This is a genomic window from Stutzerimonas sp. FeSN7 (assembly GCF_030263795.1).
Taxonomy (GTDB): domain Bacteria; phylum Pseudomonadota; class Gammaproteobacteria; order Pseudomonadales; family Pseudomonadaceae; genus Stutzerimonas; species Stutzerimonas stutzeri.
On sequence record NZ_JARPMN010000001.1, the window covers coordinates 3,287,525 to 3,304,526 of the forward strand.

General features: G+C 58.3%; 6 protein-coding genes. All 6 read right to left on the reverse strand.

The genetic code is table 11. From position 1 onward, the window contains the following. Positions 1-234: 234 nt before the first annotated feature. From mads8 to mads2 (P5703_RS15630), 6 genes are read right to left on the reverse strand one after another with little or no spacing between them, the layout of a single operon-like run. Positions 235-5,706 (reverse strand): methylation-associated defense system ATP-binding protein MAD8, encoded by a 5,472-nt coding sequence (mads8, locus tag P5703_RS15605; RefSeq protein ID WP_280059640.1) that lies wholly within the window; start codon positions 5,704-5,706, stop codon positions 235-237. Then, positions 5,703-7,385: a methylation-associated defense system protein MAD7 gene (gene mads7 / locus P5703_RS15610; protein WP_280059641.1), complete on the reverse strand. Its 1,683-nt coding sequence runs from the start codon at positions 7,383-7,385 to the stop codon at positions 5,703-5,705. Before mads7 ends, mads8 begins: the two co-directional genes overlap by 4 nt. Next, complete coding sequence (gene mads6, locus P5703_RS15615) at positions 7,382-11,575, reverse strand: methylation-associated defense system protein kinase MAD6 (protein ID WP_280059642.1); 4,194 nt, start codon at positions 11,573-11,575, stop codon at positions 7,382-7,384. Before mads6 ends, mads7 begins: the two co-directional genes overlap by 4 nt. Then, the gene (gene mads5, locus P5703_RS15620; RefSeq protein WP_285587982.1) at positions 11,575-12,969 is read right to left on the reverse strand and encodes a methylation-associated defense system restriction endonuclease subunit S MAD5; all 1,395 of its coding nucleotides are present in this window, start codon (positions 12,967-12,969) and stop codon (positions 11,575-11,577) included. The genes mads6 and mads5 overlap by 1 nt, the downstream gene beginning before the upstream one ends. Continuing rightward, positions 12,966-14,984, reverse strand: coding sequence for a methylation-associated defense system DNA methyltransferase MAD2 (mads2, locus tag P5703_RS15625; RefSeq protein ID WP_285587984.1), 2,019 nt, complete (start codon positions 14,982-14,984; stop codon positions 12,966-12,968). Before mads2 (P5703_RS15625) ends, mads5 begins: the two co-directional genes overlap by 4 nt. Then, a complete protein-coding gene (gene mads2, locus P5703_RS15630; RefSeq protein WP_280059645.1) occupies positions 14,981-16,984 on the reverse strand; it encodes a methylation-associated defense system DNA methyltransferase MAD2 in 2,004 nt (667 codons plus the stop codon). Before mads2 (P5703_RS15630) ends, mads2 (P5703_RS15625) begins: the two co-directional genes overlap by 4 nt. Positions 16,985-17,002 lie beyond the last annotated feature (18 nt).

Sequence of the window (17,002 nt, forward strand, 5' to 3'; positions counted from 1 at the left end):
TGCTGCGGTGGTCGGCTGGAACCTGCCGCAAACAATCGGAATCGGCATGGTGCCGGATTTACGTTCGTGGTTGGCGTGGCGCGGTTGGGGTGCGGGAGCAGGAGAGCCGCACCCCGTCCGTAAATGGGTTCCAGGAGGGGGCTGAAGTGCCTAACTCACTCCCACAGGAAGGGAGTTCTCATTTGGTGGAGGGCGCCTTCGTTTTGTTCAGATTGGTGAGGCCTGCTCGCATTGCTATTGCTGGTTAGCAACTGCCGTCTTTGTGCTGCCGCCATGCTGGGTGATGCGTGGACGGCATTTGATTCTCACTGCGCCGCGGGTGAACGAGTCATCTGAGGCCTTGCTTGACCAAACATAGGCTTCGCCTGCACCGAGGTGACTCATTTTCTCGGAAGTCAACTCTCCGAGGGCGGCATTGGCCTTCTGGATATGCTTAAGCCAGGCTGGTGAGTTGAACTTGTGCATGATGATCTGTGAGGACAGCTCAATTAGAGAAACGGGAACCGATGGCGGGTCTTGGGACGCGACCATGATGCTGGTGCCTTTATGTCGCATTTCCCGAACCACTTCAACCAATCCGGAAACTAGATCATCGTTCTCTATGTACTTGTGGGCTTCGTCAAATACCACGAGCTTGTTAAAGGCGCCTCCTTGGTAAGTGGCTTCCGAGAAAATCTGCAACATCACCACGAACAGACCGAGCGCTTCATCCTTTTCAATGTACTCGTCACGCAGATCCACAATGATCAAGCGGCCCGGACGAATCAGGTCTTGAAGCCGTTGGTTATCGTTGATGTATTCACTGGCGAACAGCAGGCGCGTCTGGGCCAGCTCTTTCAGGTGATCGGACAGGCCAGAGTTATCGATGCCTGCTCGCAGGGCATCCAAAGTCAGGTTATCCCGCAGCCCCCTCATGATGAGATTGATTTGCCGCATATACATGCTCTGGCTGCCAATCGCTCCCATCAGGAATTTCCAGTGCGCCGCCTTGAGTTCGGAGGCAGAAAAGGCAATCGGCTTCACCTCGATATCCGGGTACTCGGCCCGGCGATCATCCACCTTGTTTGCCGGGGTAAGAATCAGGACATCCTTCAGGGCTTCCGGGTTGGCCTTGTAACGCTCACGAAGGATGCGGATCTCCTCATCCACCGAGTTGGCATTGATCATCGAGGTAAACTCCGGCGCATAATCCTGCGTCGGGCTGTAATGGAAAATGACCGTGGCGAGCGGGCTTGGCAGCACATTGATGTGCTGAAGCGGCATAGAGGCCATCTCAATGACTGTTCCAAGGGTGTAGCTCTTGCCGCCGCCTTGAACCCCAAAGAGACTGATCGTGTGTGTGTGGTTGAGGTCCAGGGCGATCTTTCTGCCGGAAACCTCTCCGAGCAAACCGTACTGAGGCGAGTCACCATTGACACCCAGCATGATGTCATAACTGACCTCGGTTTGAGGCGCGGGCTCGGGGGTCGGATGCTCAGGCGCTTCATGCTCGGGTTGAACAGGTGCTTCCGGTTCAACAGCAACGACAGCGGGCTGTTCGGCTTCCTTTTCTTCTTCAGGCTCGATGGTGGAAGTTCGAGGTGCTTGCTCGACGGGTTCCGCCTGTCCTTCCTTTTCCTCTTGCGCAGGTGCGTGTGTTTCCTCTGCGGCAGAAGCTGTTGACTGGGTGATTGGTGCCTCCGGCTCTTCGTCCCAGAGCTCATCCACCGTCCAGGACGTTGACCGGGCTCTCTTGGGCGCGATGAACGCGGCTGTCTCGAGTTTCGGCACGTTCGGAATGAACTGCTCGCTCAGGAGATGGGCGGTCGGCTCTTCCTCAATCTCGACGGACACAGGCTTACGGCAATTCTCCAGCAAGGCGTGAATGAGATCCTTGCCAATGCGGTGGAATTCGATGCCCACCTCGTTGTCAGGGGCTTCGGTTCCGGCCTTGTCAAAGTCGAAGATCAGGGCGCACCGCCTGAATTGAAGCGAGTAGCCCTGTTCGATGGATTCAAGTAGCCCTCGCGCTTCCTGCGCGGCAGTCACATCAAAGATCCCATACCGCAGTGAGCGTTCCAAATAGAACCGAAGGATCTGAGCCAACTCCCGGCTCTTGAGCAACCTATCCGGCCGGTCCGGTTTTTTCAGGGCCGGGTCGAAGTGGCGCTGGAGGATGCGCTCACTCTGATTGATCTGGGCGGAGATCCGCTCCTTCAGTTGGTTGAAGGCCGCAAAGTCGCCGACCTGCGAATAACACTTCACCTCGACCAGGTTGCAGGTGATCGTCCTGGTGTTCAAATCCAGGTCGAACAAACCCAAGTCGGTGCGTTGCAGGCTGATGGCATCGTTGACGTCGTCTGATTCACCGCTTGAGCGGTAGAGGTCCGTGTGTGCATCCAGCGGCACAATGACCTGATTGCTCAACGCGCCCTGATATTCGAGATAGAGCCGCGCCAGGGCCAGGCCAAGAGCCTCTGCCTGTTGCGTGCGTGCTGAAATCAGTTTCAGGGCGAGCTGGCCGGAAAGCGACCGCAGGTTTGCCAGGATCTGAACCGACTGCTCGCCGTCGGCGGATAACCCGTGCTCAAGCAGCACCGGCTTCAGCATGGCCTCCAGCTCATCGCTCGAGCGCGAGGATATGATCAGGTTATGTGTAGCCTGGGAGCTGGCTCCCGGCACATAGTCAATCAGATAGTCCGGTCTGTTCTTCCGGCCGCCATGGTCGAAAAACTCAATTCCCATATTTCGGTCGATGGTGAACACCCAATCGCTGATCTGGTGAACCTCGTAGATCAGTTCTCGTTGGGCCACATCGAGGCCAAGGGTCACGACGGGTACGGCTTTGAAACTGGCACCAGAAGCAGCAACCGCTGAGGTGGCAAAACAGAGGTGACGGCTCAGCGACGACAGCAAATCGAAACACGCAGCGTGGTTGTCCGCGCCGAGGGAGCGCCCAACAATCGGCCGCTTATTCCAGAAGGTACCCGAATCGTCATCAACGAATTCGGTATCGAAGTCCTGTATCAACCCATGCAGCGGAGTCACCCCCATCGGCCTCTCGGCAATGGAAAGCTCCTCGGCGGGGAACACATCCAAAAGAACGCTGATGTGCGCCGGAAACTCTTTGGAATTTGCATGGAATTCATTCAGCGCGTGCTTGGCCAAGTTCAGCTTGGAAAACAGATGGCTGCCAGTTGAAGTCGCAAACGCGTCGGCTGCCTCGTTTACCGTGGCTCCAGGACGGACCATGGATTCAAGCGCCTCACCCAAAACCGGCGAGTCGGGATCGGAGGTAAAGAGCCGGATGTCATAGCGCAAATCAGCATGCTCACGTTTCTGCTGGAGCGATATCAGGGCCTCCGCTATCACCGATCCGGCCCCGGGGTTGAAAATGTTCAGGGATAGCTCTCGCACATACGGATGCTGGGAGAGATAGCGCTCGATCTTGTCCGCAATGACCTTTCCGGAAATATCGGTTCCCGCCGCAGAGGGCTCGGCCAAGCCGAGGGCCGAACAGATCTCCGCCATCAGGCCACGGGAATTCTCCTCGGTGGTCGGGGCGTAGAGCGCCCAAAACGCATTCAGGTTGTCCACCGGCGTGAAGATGCGGCCATCCTCGACGGGAATACCGACCGGATAGGCAGAGGGCACAAGGCCATCCAACAGCGCGGAACGGACATGAGGAATGTGATCCTTCCCACCTGACTTGATCTTCTCGATCCAATCCTTGCCCAGGGTGACCCAACTGCTCAGCCACAAGGCACGGAGCGGATGGGTTGGGGAGACCAAAACAGCCTCACGATGCCTTCCACGGAAGTCGGTCAAGATGACATGAATGGAATCGACGGCCAGCACGTTTCTGAGCGCTTGCAGGTGCTGCTGACGCTCGGCACCGGAAGTAGTCTCGGCCTGACGGATGAGGTTCCTGACCAGATCAAGGTAGCTTTCAGCATACGCGAGGCATTCCTTTTCCGAGTCCCGGAACGAAAGCCCCTGCATGATCAGCTCGGCAGTGTCTTTGCGCACCGCTGCAAAAAACTCTTCGCGGGCAGCCAGGAAGGAAGCCATCGCGGCGGAAGAAGGCAGTGTGAGTCCGACTTCGGAAGGCGGTTCGGCGGTATCCAGGTTGATCTGCATTCGCCAGCCCGACGGGTGCTTGGGCTCCGCCAAGATGCGCTGCTCGATGGTTTTGAGCATACGCGAGAGCGGGATCTGAACAGCGCCCTCACGGCCGAATTTTGCGTGCAGGGTTTCCTGGCGGGAGGTCTTTTTGGAACGACCGCCTTCGGCCCAGGCGACACCACTGATGGCGATATCATCGGGATTGCGTTCGTCGCCCAGGGCAGTCAGTTGCAGCCGGAAACGTGCATGCTCCAAACTTTGCTCAATTGGGATGGCGCGTTGCGGCGGTTCTTCCTCAATGTTGCCACCGGGCAGGACGTAGAAAGGTTCACTCTCGTAAGAGCGTTTAGCTCCCTCGGAGGCGGAATCTGCTTCGAGCGGAATCGGATCGCCATCGGCCGTCCAAGGCATTACACGGATGAAATGCCATCCTTCCTCGAATTCGATTTTATTGAGTTTGGCCAGGTTGGTCGTGCATTGCAGGCGGTTGGGCGTCCAGGCTTTGACCTTTTTGGATTTTCCTACCGGGCCGTCATTCTGTGAAATGATTTGCACCGTAAAATGGTCAAGCCCGCTGACCTTGCCGGGGTGAGGGTTAACCTCGAACACCACGTTCATTTTGCGGCGGTCGTTCGGGACCAGAACCTGTTGTCCGATGAGGCCGGAGAGTTGGTCGTCGGTCTCATCCTCCGCAACGACCGGCAAGTCGGTCTCCAGCACCGTCAGAAGAACCTTGTCCAGCGAAAGCTCTTCCTGGAAGGTCCATTTGTCGAAAGAGATGCTCCACCAGCTCTTGTCGGTCGCGATGGGCGGCGTCCAGGATTCGGGCTCCTGGACATCGTATTTTTCAAAGTAGGCGAATAGGCGCGACTCCAATGCCTTGTCGCTGAGCCCCAGATCGGCAATACGGCCACGCACCGACTTGTGTGAGGTCATCAGACTGCGGACGCTGCCGAGGTTGCGGCGAATCTTGCCATTGACCATGCCGGTGTCGGCAAAGAGCTTGAAGTCCGGGATCAACGTCAATTCATACAGGCTGGCCCCGAGGGTTTCTCCATCAATCCCGTTTTCGAGCGCGGTGAGCAGATACCGCACGCGGGAAACATCGTCGGCAAACAGCCATTCCTCTTCGGTGAGGATGCCCAAGAGATCGCGGACATGGCCGACCAGCGTTGCCGGGAGCCGGTCAAGCAGCGAGTCGATCAGGTCCTCGTAGATGCCGGTGAAAGCCAACTCCTCGAAGGTGGCCACGCCAAAAGAATCTTCGGCGCTGGTACGGAGCGAGGTCGGTATGAAGACCAGCAATGGCTGGCGCAGCTCGCCATTCGCGTCAGGGTTACGCAGTTCCACCAGCTTGGTGGAGGTCACCCGGAAAGGCATGCCCTCCTGGTCATGGCTGCCGAGTATAAAGATGTTTCCGTCGGGCCGGGTTCGCCGCAGTTCCTTGCAGACCGACTCCATGACATCGTCATCAAGATCGGTGACCCGCATGCAGTGGCCTGGGCCACGATCACCCAGGATCGCTTCGATACGAGGGCACAGCAGACCAGCTACCGCCGCGTTCAATTTATCCTGGGAAAGCTTGGTGAACGCGTTACTCATGCGTGCCTCCCGTTCTTATCAGTTCCGGCATTTCTCTCAATCGCATAGCGGGGCGATACCTTCTGGGTCACGTAGGCATCCGACAGGTCCTCGTAGAAACCGATTTCACGCAGGCGGCGCTTGAAGGCTTCGAGGTTGAGGCGCAGGGCGCGTCTGTCCAGGATGCTGCTGTTGGCTTGGCTTCCTTCCGGCAGCCGGTCGATGTGAAGGCCGTAGCGGTTTCTCAAAAAGGCCAGCAATTCCTCGATGCGAACCTCGCGGGTCACAAATCGCCCGCCGTCCTGGGTAAGCACGGCCACCTGGAGGAGCACCTCGAGCAGCTTGCTTCCCAGCACAAATCGCCGAGGACTTCCCTTGGTCCGGGATTGGGCCAGCAGGCCGTTCTCTTTGTTCTTCAGCAGCAGAGAGTCCAGGCACTCGGTGATGTACTGGCGGTGATACTTGCCGCGATACGCCATCAGGATTTCGATGAAGGATTCGAACTCACCCAGGCCCATGCCGGTGACTTCCCGGATCTCCGGATCGACGTCCTCGTTCCCGGAGGTCGATTCCTCGATCAGGCTCGCCAGGCGGAATTTGAAGTAGGCTTGGCGCTCTGAGTCGTGCTCCGGTTTCAGTAGGGATACCAGGTCGCCGACGGTGAACACGCCGCCCCCAGGGGTAGCCAGCTTGCCCGTCTTCTTGCTCAGGTATTCCGCCATCTCATCGAGCTTCTTGATGACGAAGTTGGCCTGCACAAAGGCCGGTATCTGACGATAGAGCCGGTCAGTGGACTTGCGAGCCAACTCGGCCATGTGCGGATTGTTGACGTCGCCCATATCCACGACCAGCGCCACGCGGTAAGGACAGCCTTCCAGCGCATTATCGAGGCCCGGGTTGATCGGGCATTCCTTGGCGGTGCAGAGATCGTTGCCCGAGCGCTGTTTCACCAGCTTGGGCAGCATCTGCAGTAGCTTGAGGTGGTAAAGCGCCAGATGGAATGCCATCAGGGTTTTGAGGTAATCCACCAGCACCGAACGCGGAATATAGGGCTCATAGGCCAGTAGCCGCAGAATGTCGTCGGCCATAATATCGGCCTGGCCGATACACAGCGGCTGGAAGCGCGAGGGCTCCTTGGAGTCCTTCATGTCCTGGGTAACCTGATGATCCAGACGCAGGATGGCCTGCGTTTCCACATCCACGGAAGCGTTGGGATCGTAGCGGTCCGTCACCAGGTCGATTCCCGGGAAGAAGAAGCGCTTCAACGCATCCCGCGCCGCTTGGCCTTTGCCTTTGCGGGCATAGAAAAGCATCCAGTAGATCTGCTCGGCAGCGCCGTAATCACGGGTATGCTTGGCGTTGCGGAACTTATAGGTATTGCCATGCAGCGGCCTTGGAGCGGCCACGGCCTGATTGGCTTTGCCCCGATTAACCACATCCATCAGATCGGTTTCGATCCAGCGGTGTACCACCTGCGGAAAGCGATCAAAGCCCGCGAACCATTCAGGATGCTCAAGGAAGTCCTCCATGAACTCTTCAACGGTCAGGTCGCCGCCACGGGGCGGGCGTCGGCTGGCATAGCCATCGTATTTCAGCCGGGGAAAGAGCATGGTCAGCACACGATCCATCTCGATGTGCTTGAAATCGACGTAGGTGGTCTTGGGAGTGCGGAACTCCTTGTCTCTGCCTTTGATGCTCATGCTTCAGCCCTCCTGCTTACCTTTCCCAGATGCAGGATGCCTTTGTCGTCGCGCCGGATCTGGAAGAATTCGAAGCCGCTTTCAGTGAGGAGCACCTCCTGATAGGGAGCGGCGGATAGAACGTTCTTGAACACCGCCAGACTGAGGTAGAAACCTTCCTGCTCCTCGATGCTGGGACGGTAGCCGTTGTTGAGCCGCATCAGCATTTCATAGATGTCGAGATTGATGCGCAGGCTGGCCTTGTGGCCGTCGCCGGAGTCGTAAAACAGCACCAGCGCCTGAGACAGGCACTCGAGGAAAGGATGAGCCGCCGTTTCCTGCTCGGTGCGGAGCGTGAAATGGTCGCCGTCAAAGAGGCGGTAACTGCGGATGGTGCCTTTATCCACCTGACGAACACGGAGTGCCAACTGGTTGCCCAGCCGCGCCGGATCGCTCAACCCTTCGCCCCGGTTGATGGCGCGGAGAATGGTGGTTACCTCATCCTGACTCTTCGCTCCAGATTCCTCGATGGCTTTTAAGAAGGGATCAATATGCCCATATGGAAGCATCTTTTCCCAAGGACGGTTTTCCTGACTATCGCGGCATTCGAAGAAATGGCGGCGGCGCATGTGCGAGAGGTAATTCCGGTGTTTGACGATCAATCGGGCACGGTTCTTCGATGAGTAATCGCGAGGCAGACTGCCAAACAGCGTCTCCACCAGTTCATTGTCATATCCGGACCGCTCCGCGAACGAGAAGCGGCTCATGGCCTTGGTCTTGGGATTGAGGAAGCCAAGCTCGCGGTCCAGATCGGGGTTGCTGACTTCGGCAACGTCAATTTCGCGCAGCAAGGCAATCAGCCGGTCATTGGATCCTTCCGCCCCGCCAAGCCACGAGTTGAAATAGAAACCGTCAAGGATGCGATTCTGGGTCTCCTCACCACCGTTCTGATAGAGCTGGTGAATGCCGTCGCAATCCTGGGTGCCCACCAGCATGAAGGCCAGCGCCGAACGCAGGTCGCGCATGGTGATATGCAGTCGCCCGCGCAGGTGGGTAATGGTGTAGAGCATCTTCAGACGCTCGATCACCTTGGGTCCGGCAACCGGGTCCTGGAAGGTCCGGGCGTTATGGTAGGCAAAGCACTTGCCCTTGAGGTCACACTTCTCGCAGGCCTGCCAGTATTCCTGCTGCGTCATGCGGGCAATCAGCCGCTCCAGAATCGAAGGCTGACCTTCCTCGGGTTCGGCGACCACCGACCGCAGGTTGAGGTTGATGACCGCGATGCCGCCTTCCGGAGCGGCTCCGGCCAAGCCCTGCTGGATCTGCTTTGCGAGCAGCGGGAACTCCTCTTCATGCTCCAGGAAGAAATCGACCAGCCGCCCCTCGTTGATGGCGATCAGGCGGGTCTGATTCTCGGGCCAGTCGGAGGCGTCCTTTCCCGCGAAGGGAGCAAAGAACTTCTGCAGCACGGCATCGTTGCGCTCGTCGCCTTCATCCTGGCTGCCGTCGTAATTGCTCTGGTAGGTATGGCCCTTGAGCTGGAACACGGCCCCGTTCGCGCCGCGCTGCATCTGAGCGCCCTTGCTCTCGGCAAAGGCCTCGAACTGCTGAATGAAGGCCGTCTTACCGTCACCGGCGTTACCGCTGATGATGACCAGGCGGAACTCGCCCTTGAGCAGCGCGGGCTTGAGCTTCTCATCCAGATAGGTCGGCACGTAGGTAGCCTTGCCAACTTCGTCGAGACCTCGGGTGCCCGCGTTGGATACCTGGCTCTGGCTGTAGAGGGTCAGCAAGTGGGTAACAAAGGGGTTGGTGTTGGGCTTGGTCGGCTCGAAACCCAGCTTGGACACCACCTTGGGTCCGGCACCAATCTCGCCGGTGGTCAGCACCGAGCGCAGGCGCTTGACCTCGGCCATGGCGGTCAAGAACTCATCGATTGACGCGAAGCGATCCTTGCGCTCCGGCGCGATCATCTTCACCAGCACATTGACCAGCGATGAGCTGAGATCGGCGCAACCTTTGAACTGCTTGGGGTCCTTGGGCTGAGTCTTGATCGGTGGCGTGGGGTCGTCGAACGGATACTTGCCGGTCAGGCACTCATAGAAGGAGATGCCCAGGGCATAGAGGTCACGGTCCATTCGATCCGAAGCATCAGGCTCGGAGGAGTAATCGTAATCCGGCGGCAGGTAGCGACGCGTGCCACCACCGCCTTGAACCTCGTCGTTCTCGGAGACCGCAACGTTGAAATCAATGATGCGGACTCCCTTATCGGTCCACAGCAGGTTGGAGGGCTTGATGTCCTGATGGTAGACACCGTGCTTGTGTAAATGGGCCAGCCCATCGGCGGCCTCGCGCACGATGCGCACGGCATCATCCAGTGACAGCGCCTCGGCGTCGATCAGATCGGAGACATCCAGACCTTCCACATATTCAAAGACAATGTACGGCGTCTGCTTGGCGTCGGCCATGCGGTCCGCCCAGATCACCTTCACCACGTGCGGATGGTCGGGCAGATTGGTCAGGGTCTTGTATTCGCGGCGCAGTCGCTCGTACACGCTGCGGCGGTCCTTGGTCACCAGCTTGATGACCCGCACCACATCGCCCAGGGAATCGAACACCTTGTAGGCCACGCCGAAGCCGCCGCTACCCAGCTTCTTTTGAATGCGGAAGCGATCCGCCAGGATGAAATCCTGCGGAAGGTTCATCAGGTCGTTTTCAGGGGCGGAGTCACCGCTCCCGTCCTTGGGCGCGGCCCTTCGGGCGCCCTGCTCGGGCGTGCCAATCGACTCTCCTGTCGATTGGTCATTCTTGGCCTCGGGCAGAATGAGGTCATCCAGGCCCTTGCGGGCGATGGCCGCGCTGGTATGCCGTTCCTCGGGGTCGAACTCGCAGAACTTCTGCAGCCACTCGTCGATCCCCTTGGGCAGGTCCGGCTTGTGCTCCGAGGGCTTGATGGGGAACTTGCCGTCGGCCTCCATCATCTGGTCGACGCTTTCAAAGGGCAGCTCGCCGGTCAGCAGTTCATAGATAATCAGCCCAACGGCGTAGAGGTCGGAGGCAATGCTGGCCTGGGTCGGGTCCTTGAAACACTCCGGAGCCTGGTAAGCCGCTTCCAGATCATCCACCACCTGATCGGCGATGGTGGAGGTGCGGTTCTTGCCCACCCGGGCGAAATCGAAACCCGTCACCCGGGCCTGGCCGCCCTTGGTCACGAGAATGGCGTCCGGGGTGAGATTGCGGTGGATCACCTCGTGCCGGTGCGCATGGTCCAGGGCCGACAGCACATCGCGCATCACCTGGAGCTTTTGGTCAAAGGTCAGCGCCAGGGAGGCTTTGTTGATGTGCAGGCGTAGGGCTTGGCCAGGCAGGTCCTCGGTGACCAGCACCACCTTATCTTCATCGTCGGAGACGAACAGATCCTTCACCGCCAGCACGTTGGCGTGGGTCGGCATGTGTGCCACGGCGCGATAGGCGTTGCTGATCTTCTTGAACTCTTCCTTGCGGGCGGTCTCGTCCTGGTAAGGGTCGGCCTGATAGACCCGCAGGCGGGCCATGCCGCCGCTCTTGCCCAACAGGTTGTGCTTGGCGCGGTATTCGGTGTAGCGGTCGGTGCCGCCCAATTTCTCTTCCACCTGCCAGTCGCGGAACACCAGCGCCGCGCTCTTGGGCTTGGCGTTACCGGTGATCGCCTTGGCAATTTGGGAGTGGAAGCGGGTGATATTATCCAGCCGGTTGTCGGGAATGCGGCTCGCGTCGCGGAAGTATTTCAGACAGTGCTTGAAGTCGGTCACGTCCGGGCTGTCGATACCCGCCTGGTCGAACACGGCGGCGTCATCGGCGGTGAGCAGCACGGCGGCATGCACATGGGCCTTGCGCAGTTCGATCAGGCCGGTATTGCTTTCGCGGATAATGGTGGCCATGGTCTTGGCATGGCTGCGCAGCTTGGCCAGCGGCGAGAAAAACGGTTGCCGCCCCTGCGGATACCACTTGGAGCCATACACATCGATGTTGCCCCGCGTCCCTTTGACATCCACCAGATACACCGCGTGAGGCGCGAGGATGGCGATGTCGATCTCGAATACCTCCTGGCCTTGGCGCATCTCGAAGTTGTGGAAGATCAACCAACCATCGGGCAGATGATCCCGAAGGAAGCCGATGGCCTGGCGTTCAGATTCGTTCGCGGGCTGCCCGATGGGTATGACTTTTGCCATTAGCGAGCCCCCTCCTCAATGGTGCGCTCGACGAGGGAACGGGCTTCGTCTTCGAACCTTATGGCCTCATCGCGGGCCTCATAAGCCTCCATGACCAAGTCATGGCACTTCTTGCGGACCGCCTGTTCTGGGTAAGGGATCGGTAAAGACGGCAAAACTGCATAGTGAAAATCTTGGAGTTTGCTTCCTGTCGAGGCGGAGCGAAGCATACGGAATGCCGTTTCTGAACGCATAAATGCAAACAGCGCCCCCCGTTCGATCTGCGACTCGTCGGCAATGACTCGTAGGAAGTGCTCCGAATAGGCCCTCTCCAGCGTACTTCCAGTTATAAACTCGGCACGGCAGAATAGCTCTCCCTCACCAAGCGTTCCTTGAGCGGCCACCAGAATCGTTCCATCGGAAACGAGAACTTCCTCGCGAACGGATGCTTTAGAAATCCAGCGACCTTCTGGTCGCAGCCAAAAAATTTGTTTCTGGCCAACCAGTTGATACGAGTATTCTGGAGCTGCATCAATTCGCTTGAATATATTGCCCCGGCGCAATGTTCCTTCAAGGCATAATTCGCCAAGCAACTTATGCTGTCCTTCTTTAATTTGCGAGCAAAGCCGCTCGAATCGAGGATTAAAGTTTAAAGCCCGCAAAGACTTCGAACTTACAGGGGTGGCAAATCCAAGATCGCTACCCCACGAGTGCCACTCCGTTGGATTAATATCTGAAAGCCCAACAGAATCAAAATAGAGTTCCGTAGCTTCGTTAAGCTTTGCTTGACTGTTACTAAGAAGGCTTCCAGAGCGCTGGATTAACCGGTCTGCAACAGACTCTACTTCTCCTAATCGTGGCACAGGCAAGTTGCTGACATGGTGTGGTTCTATACTTTGAATTATCGAGCCGTAAGTGCCAGAGACAACAAGAGGAATTCCAAAGCGAGATGACAGATAAGCAAAGATGTAGCCTTCTGGCACTTTATTCGCGTCGGGAACTATCCGCATTACGTGCTCAGAGCAGGCCATGCCATCCATGCTCTCGCGAGCAAACGCCATCCTCCCTGTCGTACCTGAACGAGTAATCAGCGTCCAGCCTTTCCGTATGGTGAACTGTGGGTTTCTGTTTACCTGCTTCTTGGAAAGCAGGGGTTGGTACGTGAGGTCGAAAGCCAAAATATCTGTGCTTCCCATAAAGGGAACACCATGCTGAGCATCCAGAACATACTGTCTGCCCTCTCTGCCTGCATGAAATATGTCTTTTGTAAGGCTCTCAAGTGGTTCTACGCTGAACTGCCTCATTAGTTCGGCAGCTTCTATAGCGCCAGACATATAAGGCCCGCAGTCCAAGCGACGGCCATTGTGCTCCAGCCAAGAACTTGGCACAGCTTTTACCTGGAATTTTCTGCTCATAACGTCACCTCGCCGGTTGCGCGGAATTCCTTGTATTTCTCTGCCACCAGCGGCAGCTCGTCATGAACGCGGCGGTTGCGACGTGTGGTCCGGCGGATTTCTACTTCACCACCTTCTCGAACCCGCTCGATCACTTCCTCATCGAAAACCAGTTCTTCACCATCCGGGGCTCGCTGGAACAGGAGATTGCCCCGGGCATCGACACCAGCCCGGTCCACCACGGCCATAAAGACCCTGTATTCGGGATGCTCGGTATTGATCAGTTCCTCCTGGCTGCGGCGGCGTAATACCAAAAGGCTCGGCAAGGCGGGCGTCAGGCCATATTCCTTCACCGTGACCTTGAACGGCTCCACCGGCAGGTCAACCGAGGCCAGGACCTCGCAGTGGCGCAGAATCCACCAGCGCACGTGCTCATCGCCCGGATTGCCCAGCAAACCATCGGGCAACAGGATGCCCACGCGGCCGGTGCCAGGCTTCACCCATTGCAGGGCGCGTTCGATAAATAGCACCTCGGGCGGCACACCGCCGATGTTTAGATTGCCGGTGTTGCGGAATCCACCTTCTTCGTCGCGCTCCCAGTTGTTGCCCAGGTCGTAGCGCTCCAGGATGGAGGTGTCGCTGACCGTGTCTTGTGTCGAGAACCAGGGGTTGAGCAGAACCATATCCATGCTGCCCAGCGGCATGGCCGGGCGAGCGGCCTCAATGCCATCCAGATCGCCGTCCGGGAAGGTGCGAGCATCGATGCGGAACACACGACCGGGATTGCCGGTGGTGAACAGCAGGTTCATGCGGCTGGCCACGGCCAGGAAGGGATCAATGTCGCAGCCGAGGGCATTGCTGGCCGCCCAGGCGGCGGTTTCGTTTTGCGCCTGGCGGATCTGTTCGTTGGTGGCCTCTTCAGGCGTCGTGCCCACGGCCGCCAGCTTTTTCCTGAAGATGTGCGCAGCGGTCATGGCCAGGAAGGTGCCGGTGCCGCTGGAGCAGTCCATGATGCGTTCGCCGGGTTGCGGGTCGAGCATCTCCACCGCCATTTCGGCCACGTTGAGCGGCGTAGGGTAGCGGCCCTCGCGGCCGTCCATCACGCTGCGGGCAACCGCACGGAAGGCCTCGGTACGGTAACGTGGCTGGGTTTCGCTCAGTGAGTAACGGGCCAGCTCCATGACCACGCGGGCGGTCTCGTGGGGTTCCAGCGTCAGATCCCAGCCACGGGTCAGCAGGTTCGGTTGCCAGGCCTTGGCGGCGGCAATGGATTCGGTGATGCGCTGGGCAATGGCCTGTTGGCCCGCCTCGGTGAAAGGCTCGTCACCCCTGATCCAGAACTTGCGCTCACCGGTGGGCAGGGTCTCGTCATGGATCTTGGCCAGCATCAGCACGGCCAACTGCTTGAAGGAATCCTTGTGATCGAGACCAAGATTCCGGTTCAGATATTGACGGCAGCGCATCAGGGCGTCTTCCAGATCTTCCGCTTCGGCGCTGACCTGAATGACACCGCCGGTGCGATCGAGATCGGAGGTGCGTTCGCCCGGAACCGGCCAGACACCCAGCGGTTTGGGCCGGACTTCAAAACGGGTGCGCTCGACCTGGAACAGGAACTCTTCTTGACCGTTGGTCCACATGCCCAGCGTCGCGCCCGGGATCAGTTCCAGCAGCTCCTTGAGCTCGCGCAGGTCGGCGTCGGCCTCGGCAATGGAGCGGAGCTTGTCTCGCTTTTTCTGATTTTTGCAGACGATGATCCGCTGCAGGTTGTCGTTATTGTGCTCGGCATCGGGGCGGAAAATCGCGATGTCGATGCGCTTGCGCCCCTGGCCGGGGATCTGCGGGTTGTAGTTGACCTCCAGATCGTTTCGGTCAAAGCCATAGCTCTCGATGAGCTGGCGCAAAACCTTTTGCACCAGCAGCTTCTTGGCCGAGGCGCTCTCCTTGTTGCCGGTCAGGATGTCGATGAAAAAATTATCCGGGCCGCTCTCATCGGCAGCGTCCTGCGGGGCTTCAATGATGTCGTCTTGATCGCTCACCCGTTCTGCTCCTTGAGAAATTCGCGGTACTTCTCAGCGATGACCGGCAGATCGTTGTCCTCGATCTTTTCACTGCGGGTCAGGGTCCGTTCCACGAAGCGCCCGCCGATACGGATGCGCTCGATATGCTGCTTGGGCTCGACAATCTCTTCGCCGTCCGGGGTGCGCTTGTAGAGTTTGTTACCACGACGGTCGAAGCCAACCTTGTCGGCAACGGCCATGAAGACTGGGTATTCCTCGGCACGACCCAGGGCCTCGCGATGCTTCTCCTGGTCGTCCTTGCGGCGCAGGAACAGCAAGCTAGTGAGGATGTTGACGTTGGCTTCGGCAATGAAGGCTTCTACCGGCAGGTCGACGGAAGCAAGCACCTGCGTTTCGCGCATGATCCACCAGCGAATGTACTCCGCGGCCGGATTGCCGAGAACTCCGTCGGGAAGAACGATGCCCATGCGGCCGGTTCCAGGCTTGAGCCACTTGATGCAGCGCTCGATAAAGAGAATTTCGGGGGCAACGCTGCCCTTGAGAACGCCGGTGTTGCGGAATCCACCTTCGCCGTCCGGCTCCCAGCCATGAGCCAGCTCGTACTGCTTCAGGATGTGCTTGTCCGTAATCGGGATGTCGGAGCCGAAGGGAGGGTTGGTGGCGATGATATCCACGGACGCCAGCGGGATCTCCTTCTTGACGCTGGGCAGGTCGGCTAGATGCCCCAGCGGAAACTCCAATGAGTTGATGTTGTAGATATGTCCACGGCCATCGCCCGCCAGCACCATGTTCATCTGAGCGGCGCGGATCAGGAACGGGTCGAAGTCGGTGCCGAAGACATTGGCGGCAGCATACTCTTTCAGCCGCTCATGGACGTTCAGAAACTCGGTGGTGTTCTCGTTGCCGACCTGGGTATTCTGCTCCTCGCGGAATTTCTGCAGCATATGTCCCAGGGTGGCGACCAGGAAACCGCCGGTCCCACAAGCCGGGTCCAGCAGCGTCTCGTTCTCCTTGGGGTCAAGCATTTCCACGACCAGCTTCACCACGCCCCTGGGAGTGAAATACTGACCACGGTCGCCGCGCAGATTGACGCCCACCAGTTCTTGGTAGGCCACACCCTTGGCATCGACATCCGTGCGGGTGAAATCGTATTTGGCTAATTCAGAAACGATAAAGGCCAGCGCCCGGTCGGAGAGGGTAATCTCCTCGTTGCCCCGGAATATGTTCTTGTACTGCTTCTTGACCTCGGTGAAGAGCTCCTCGATACGGGCACGAATGGCCTTGCGGCCCTGTGGCTCGAACTGCTCCTTCGGGCCAGCCCAGAAGCGCCGTTTCCAGGCCTGACGCTGCTTGCCGCGCAGATTCTCATCGTGCATCTTGCAGAAGATCAGATAGAGGAACTGCCAGAAGGCGGCATCCTTGGGCATGCCCTCGTTGCCATGGATGTAGTTGTGGCAGCGGCGGAAGGTGATCTTGAGCATCTCGTTGTCGGCGATGCGGGTATGGGCATCGGAGATGACCTCCTTGGTGCCGACCGACTCTTCGGCCATCGGCCAGTCGCCGATGGGGTTGCACTTGGTTTCGAAGCGCTTTTGCTCTTTCTCGACAAAGAAGAACTCCAGGCCGTTGGTCCACAAGCCGTACTGAACGGCATCGACCTCGCGCATGATGGTTTCGATCTCTTCGAGGTCTTTGGCAGCCTGCTCGTAATCGCGGATGCGCATGGCATTTTTGCCGACGTTCGGTTCTTGGCGGCAAATCACTGCGCGGCTGAGATTCTCAATTGTGTGGTCCTTGCCGTGGTGGAAGATGGCCACATCCACCTTCTTGCGCCCGCCAATGGAGAAATCCAGCTCCATGTCTTCCGGAGAGAATCCGTATTCATGGATCAGGGCACGAACTACCCGCTGCCGGACGAGCTCTTTCTTCGTTTCCTTGATCTGTCTGCCAGAAACGTAGTCGAGCGTGTATCCAGCTGGGATGGTGTTCTCGGCCTGCTTGTTCTTCGTTCTGCTCATATAAAAACTCCGCTCACC

What these genes read in the sequence shown, in the direction of transcription:
- mads7 (WP_280059641.1), bottom strand. Translation starts at nt 7,385, where the DNA reads ATGAGCATCAAAGGCAGAGACAAGGAGTTCCGCACTCCCAAGACCACC.
- mads8 (WP_280059640.1), bottom strand. Translation starts at nt 5,706, where the DNA reads ATGAGTAACGCGTTCACCAAGCTTTCCCAGGATAAATTGAACGCGGCG.
- mads5 (WP_285587982.1), bottom strand. Translation starts at nt 12,969, where the DNA reads ATGAGCAGAAAATTCCAGGTAAAAGCTGTGCCAAGTTCTTGGCTGGAG.
- mads6 (WP_280059642.1), bottom strand. Translation starts at nt 11,575, where the DNA reads ATGGCAAAAGTCATACCCATCGGGCAGCCCGCGAACGAATCTGAACGC.
- mads2 (WP_280059645.1), bottom strand. Translation starts at nt 16,984, where the DNA reads ATGAGCAGAACGAAGAACAAGCAGGCCGAGAACACCATCCCAGCTGGA.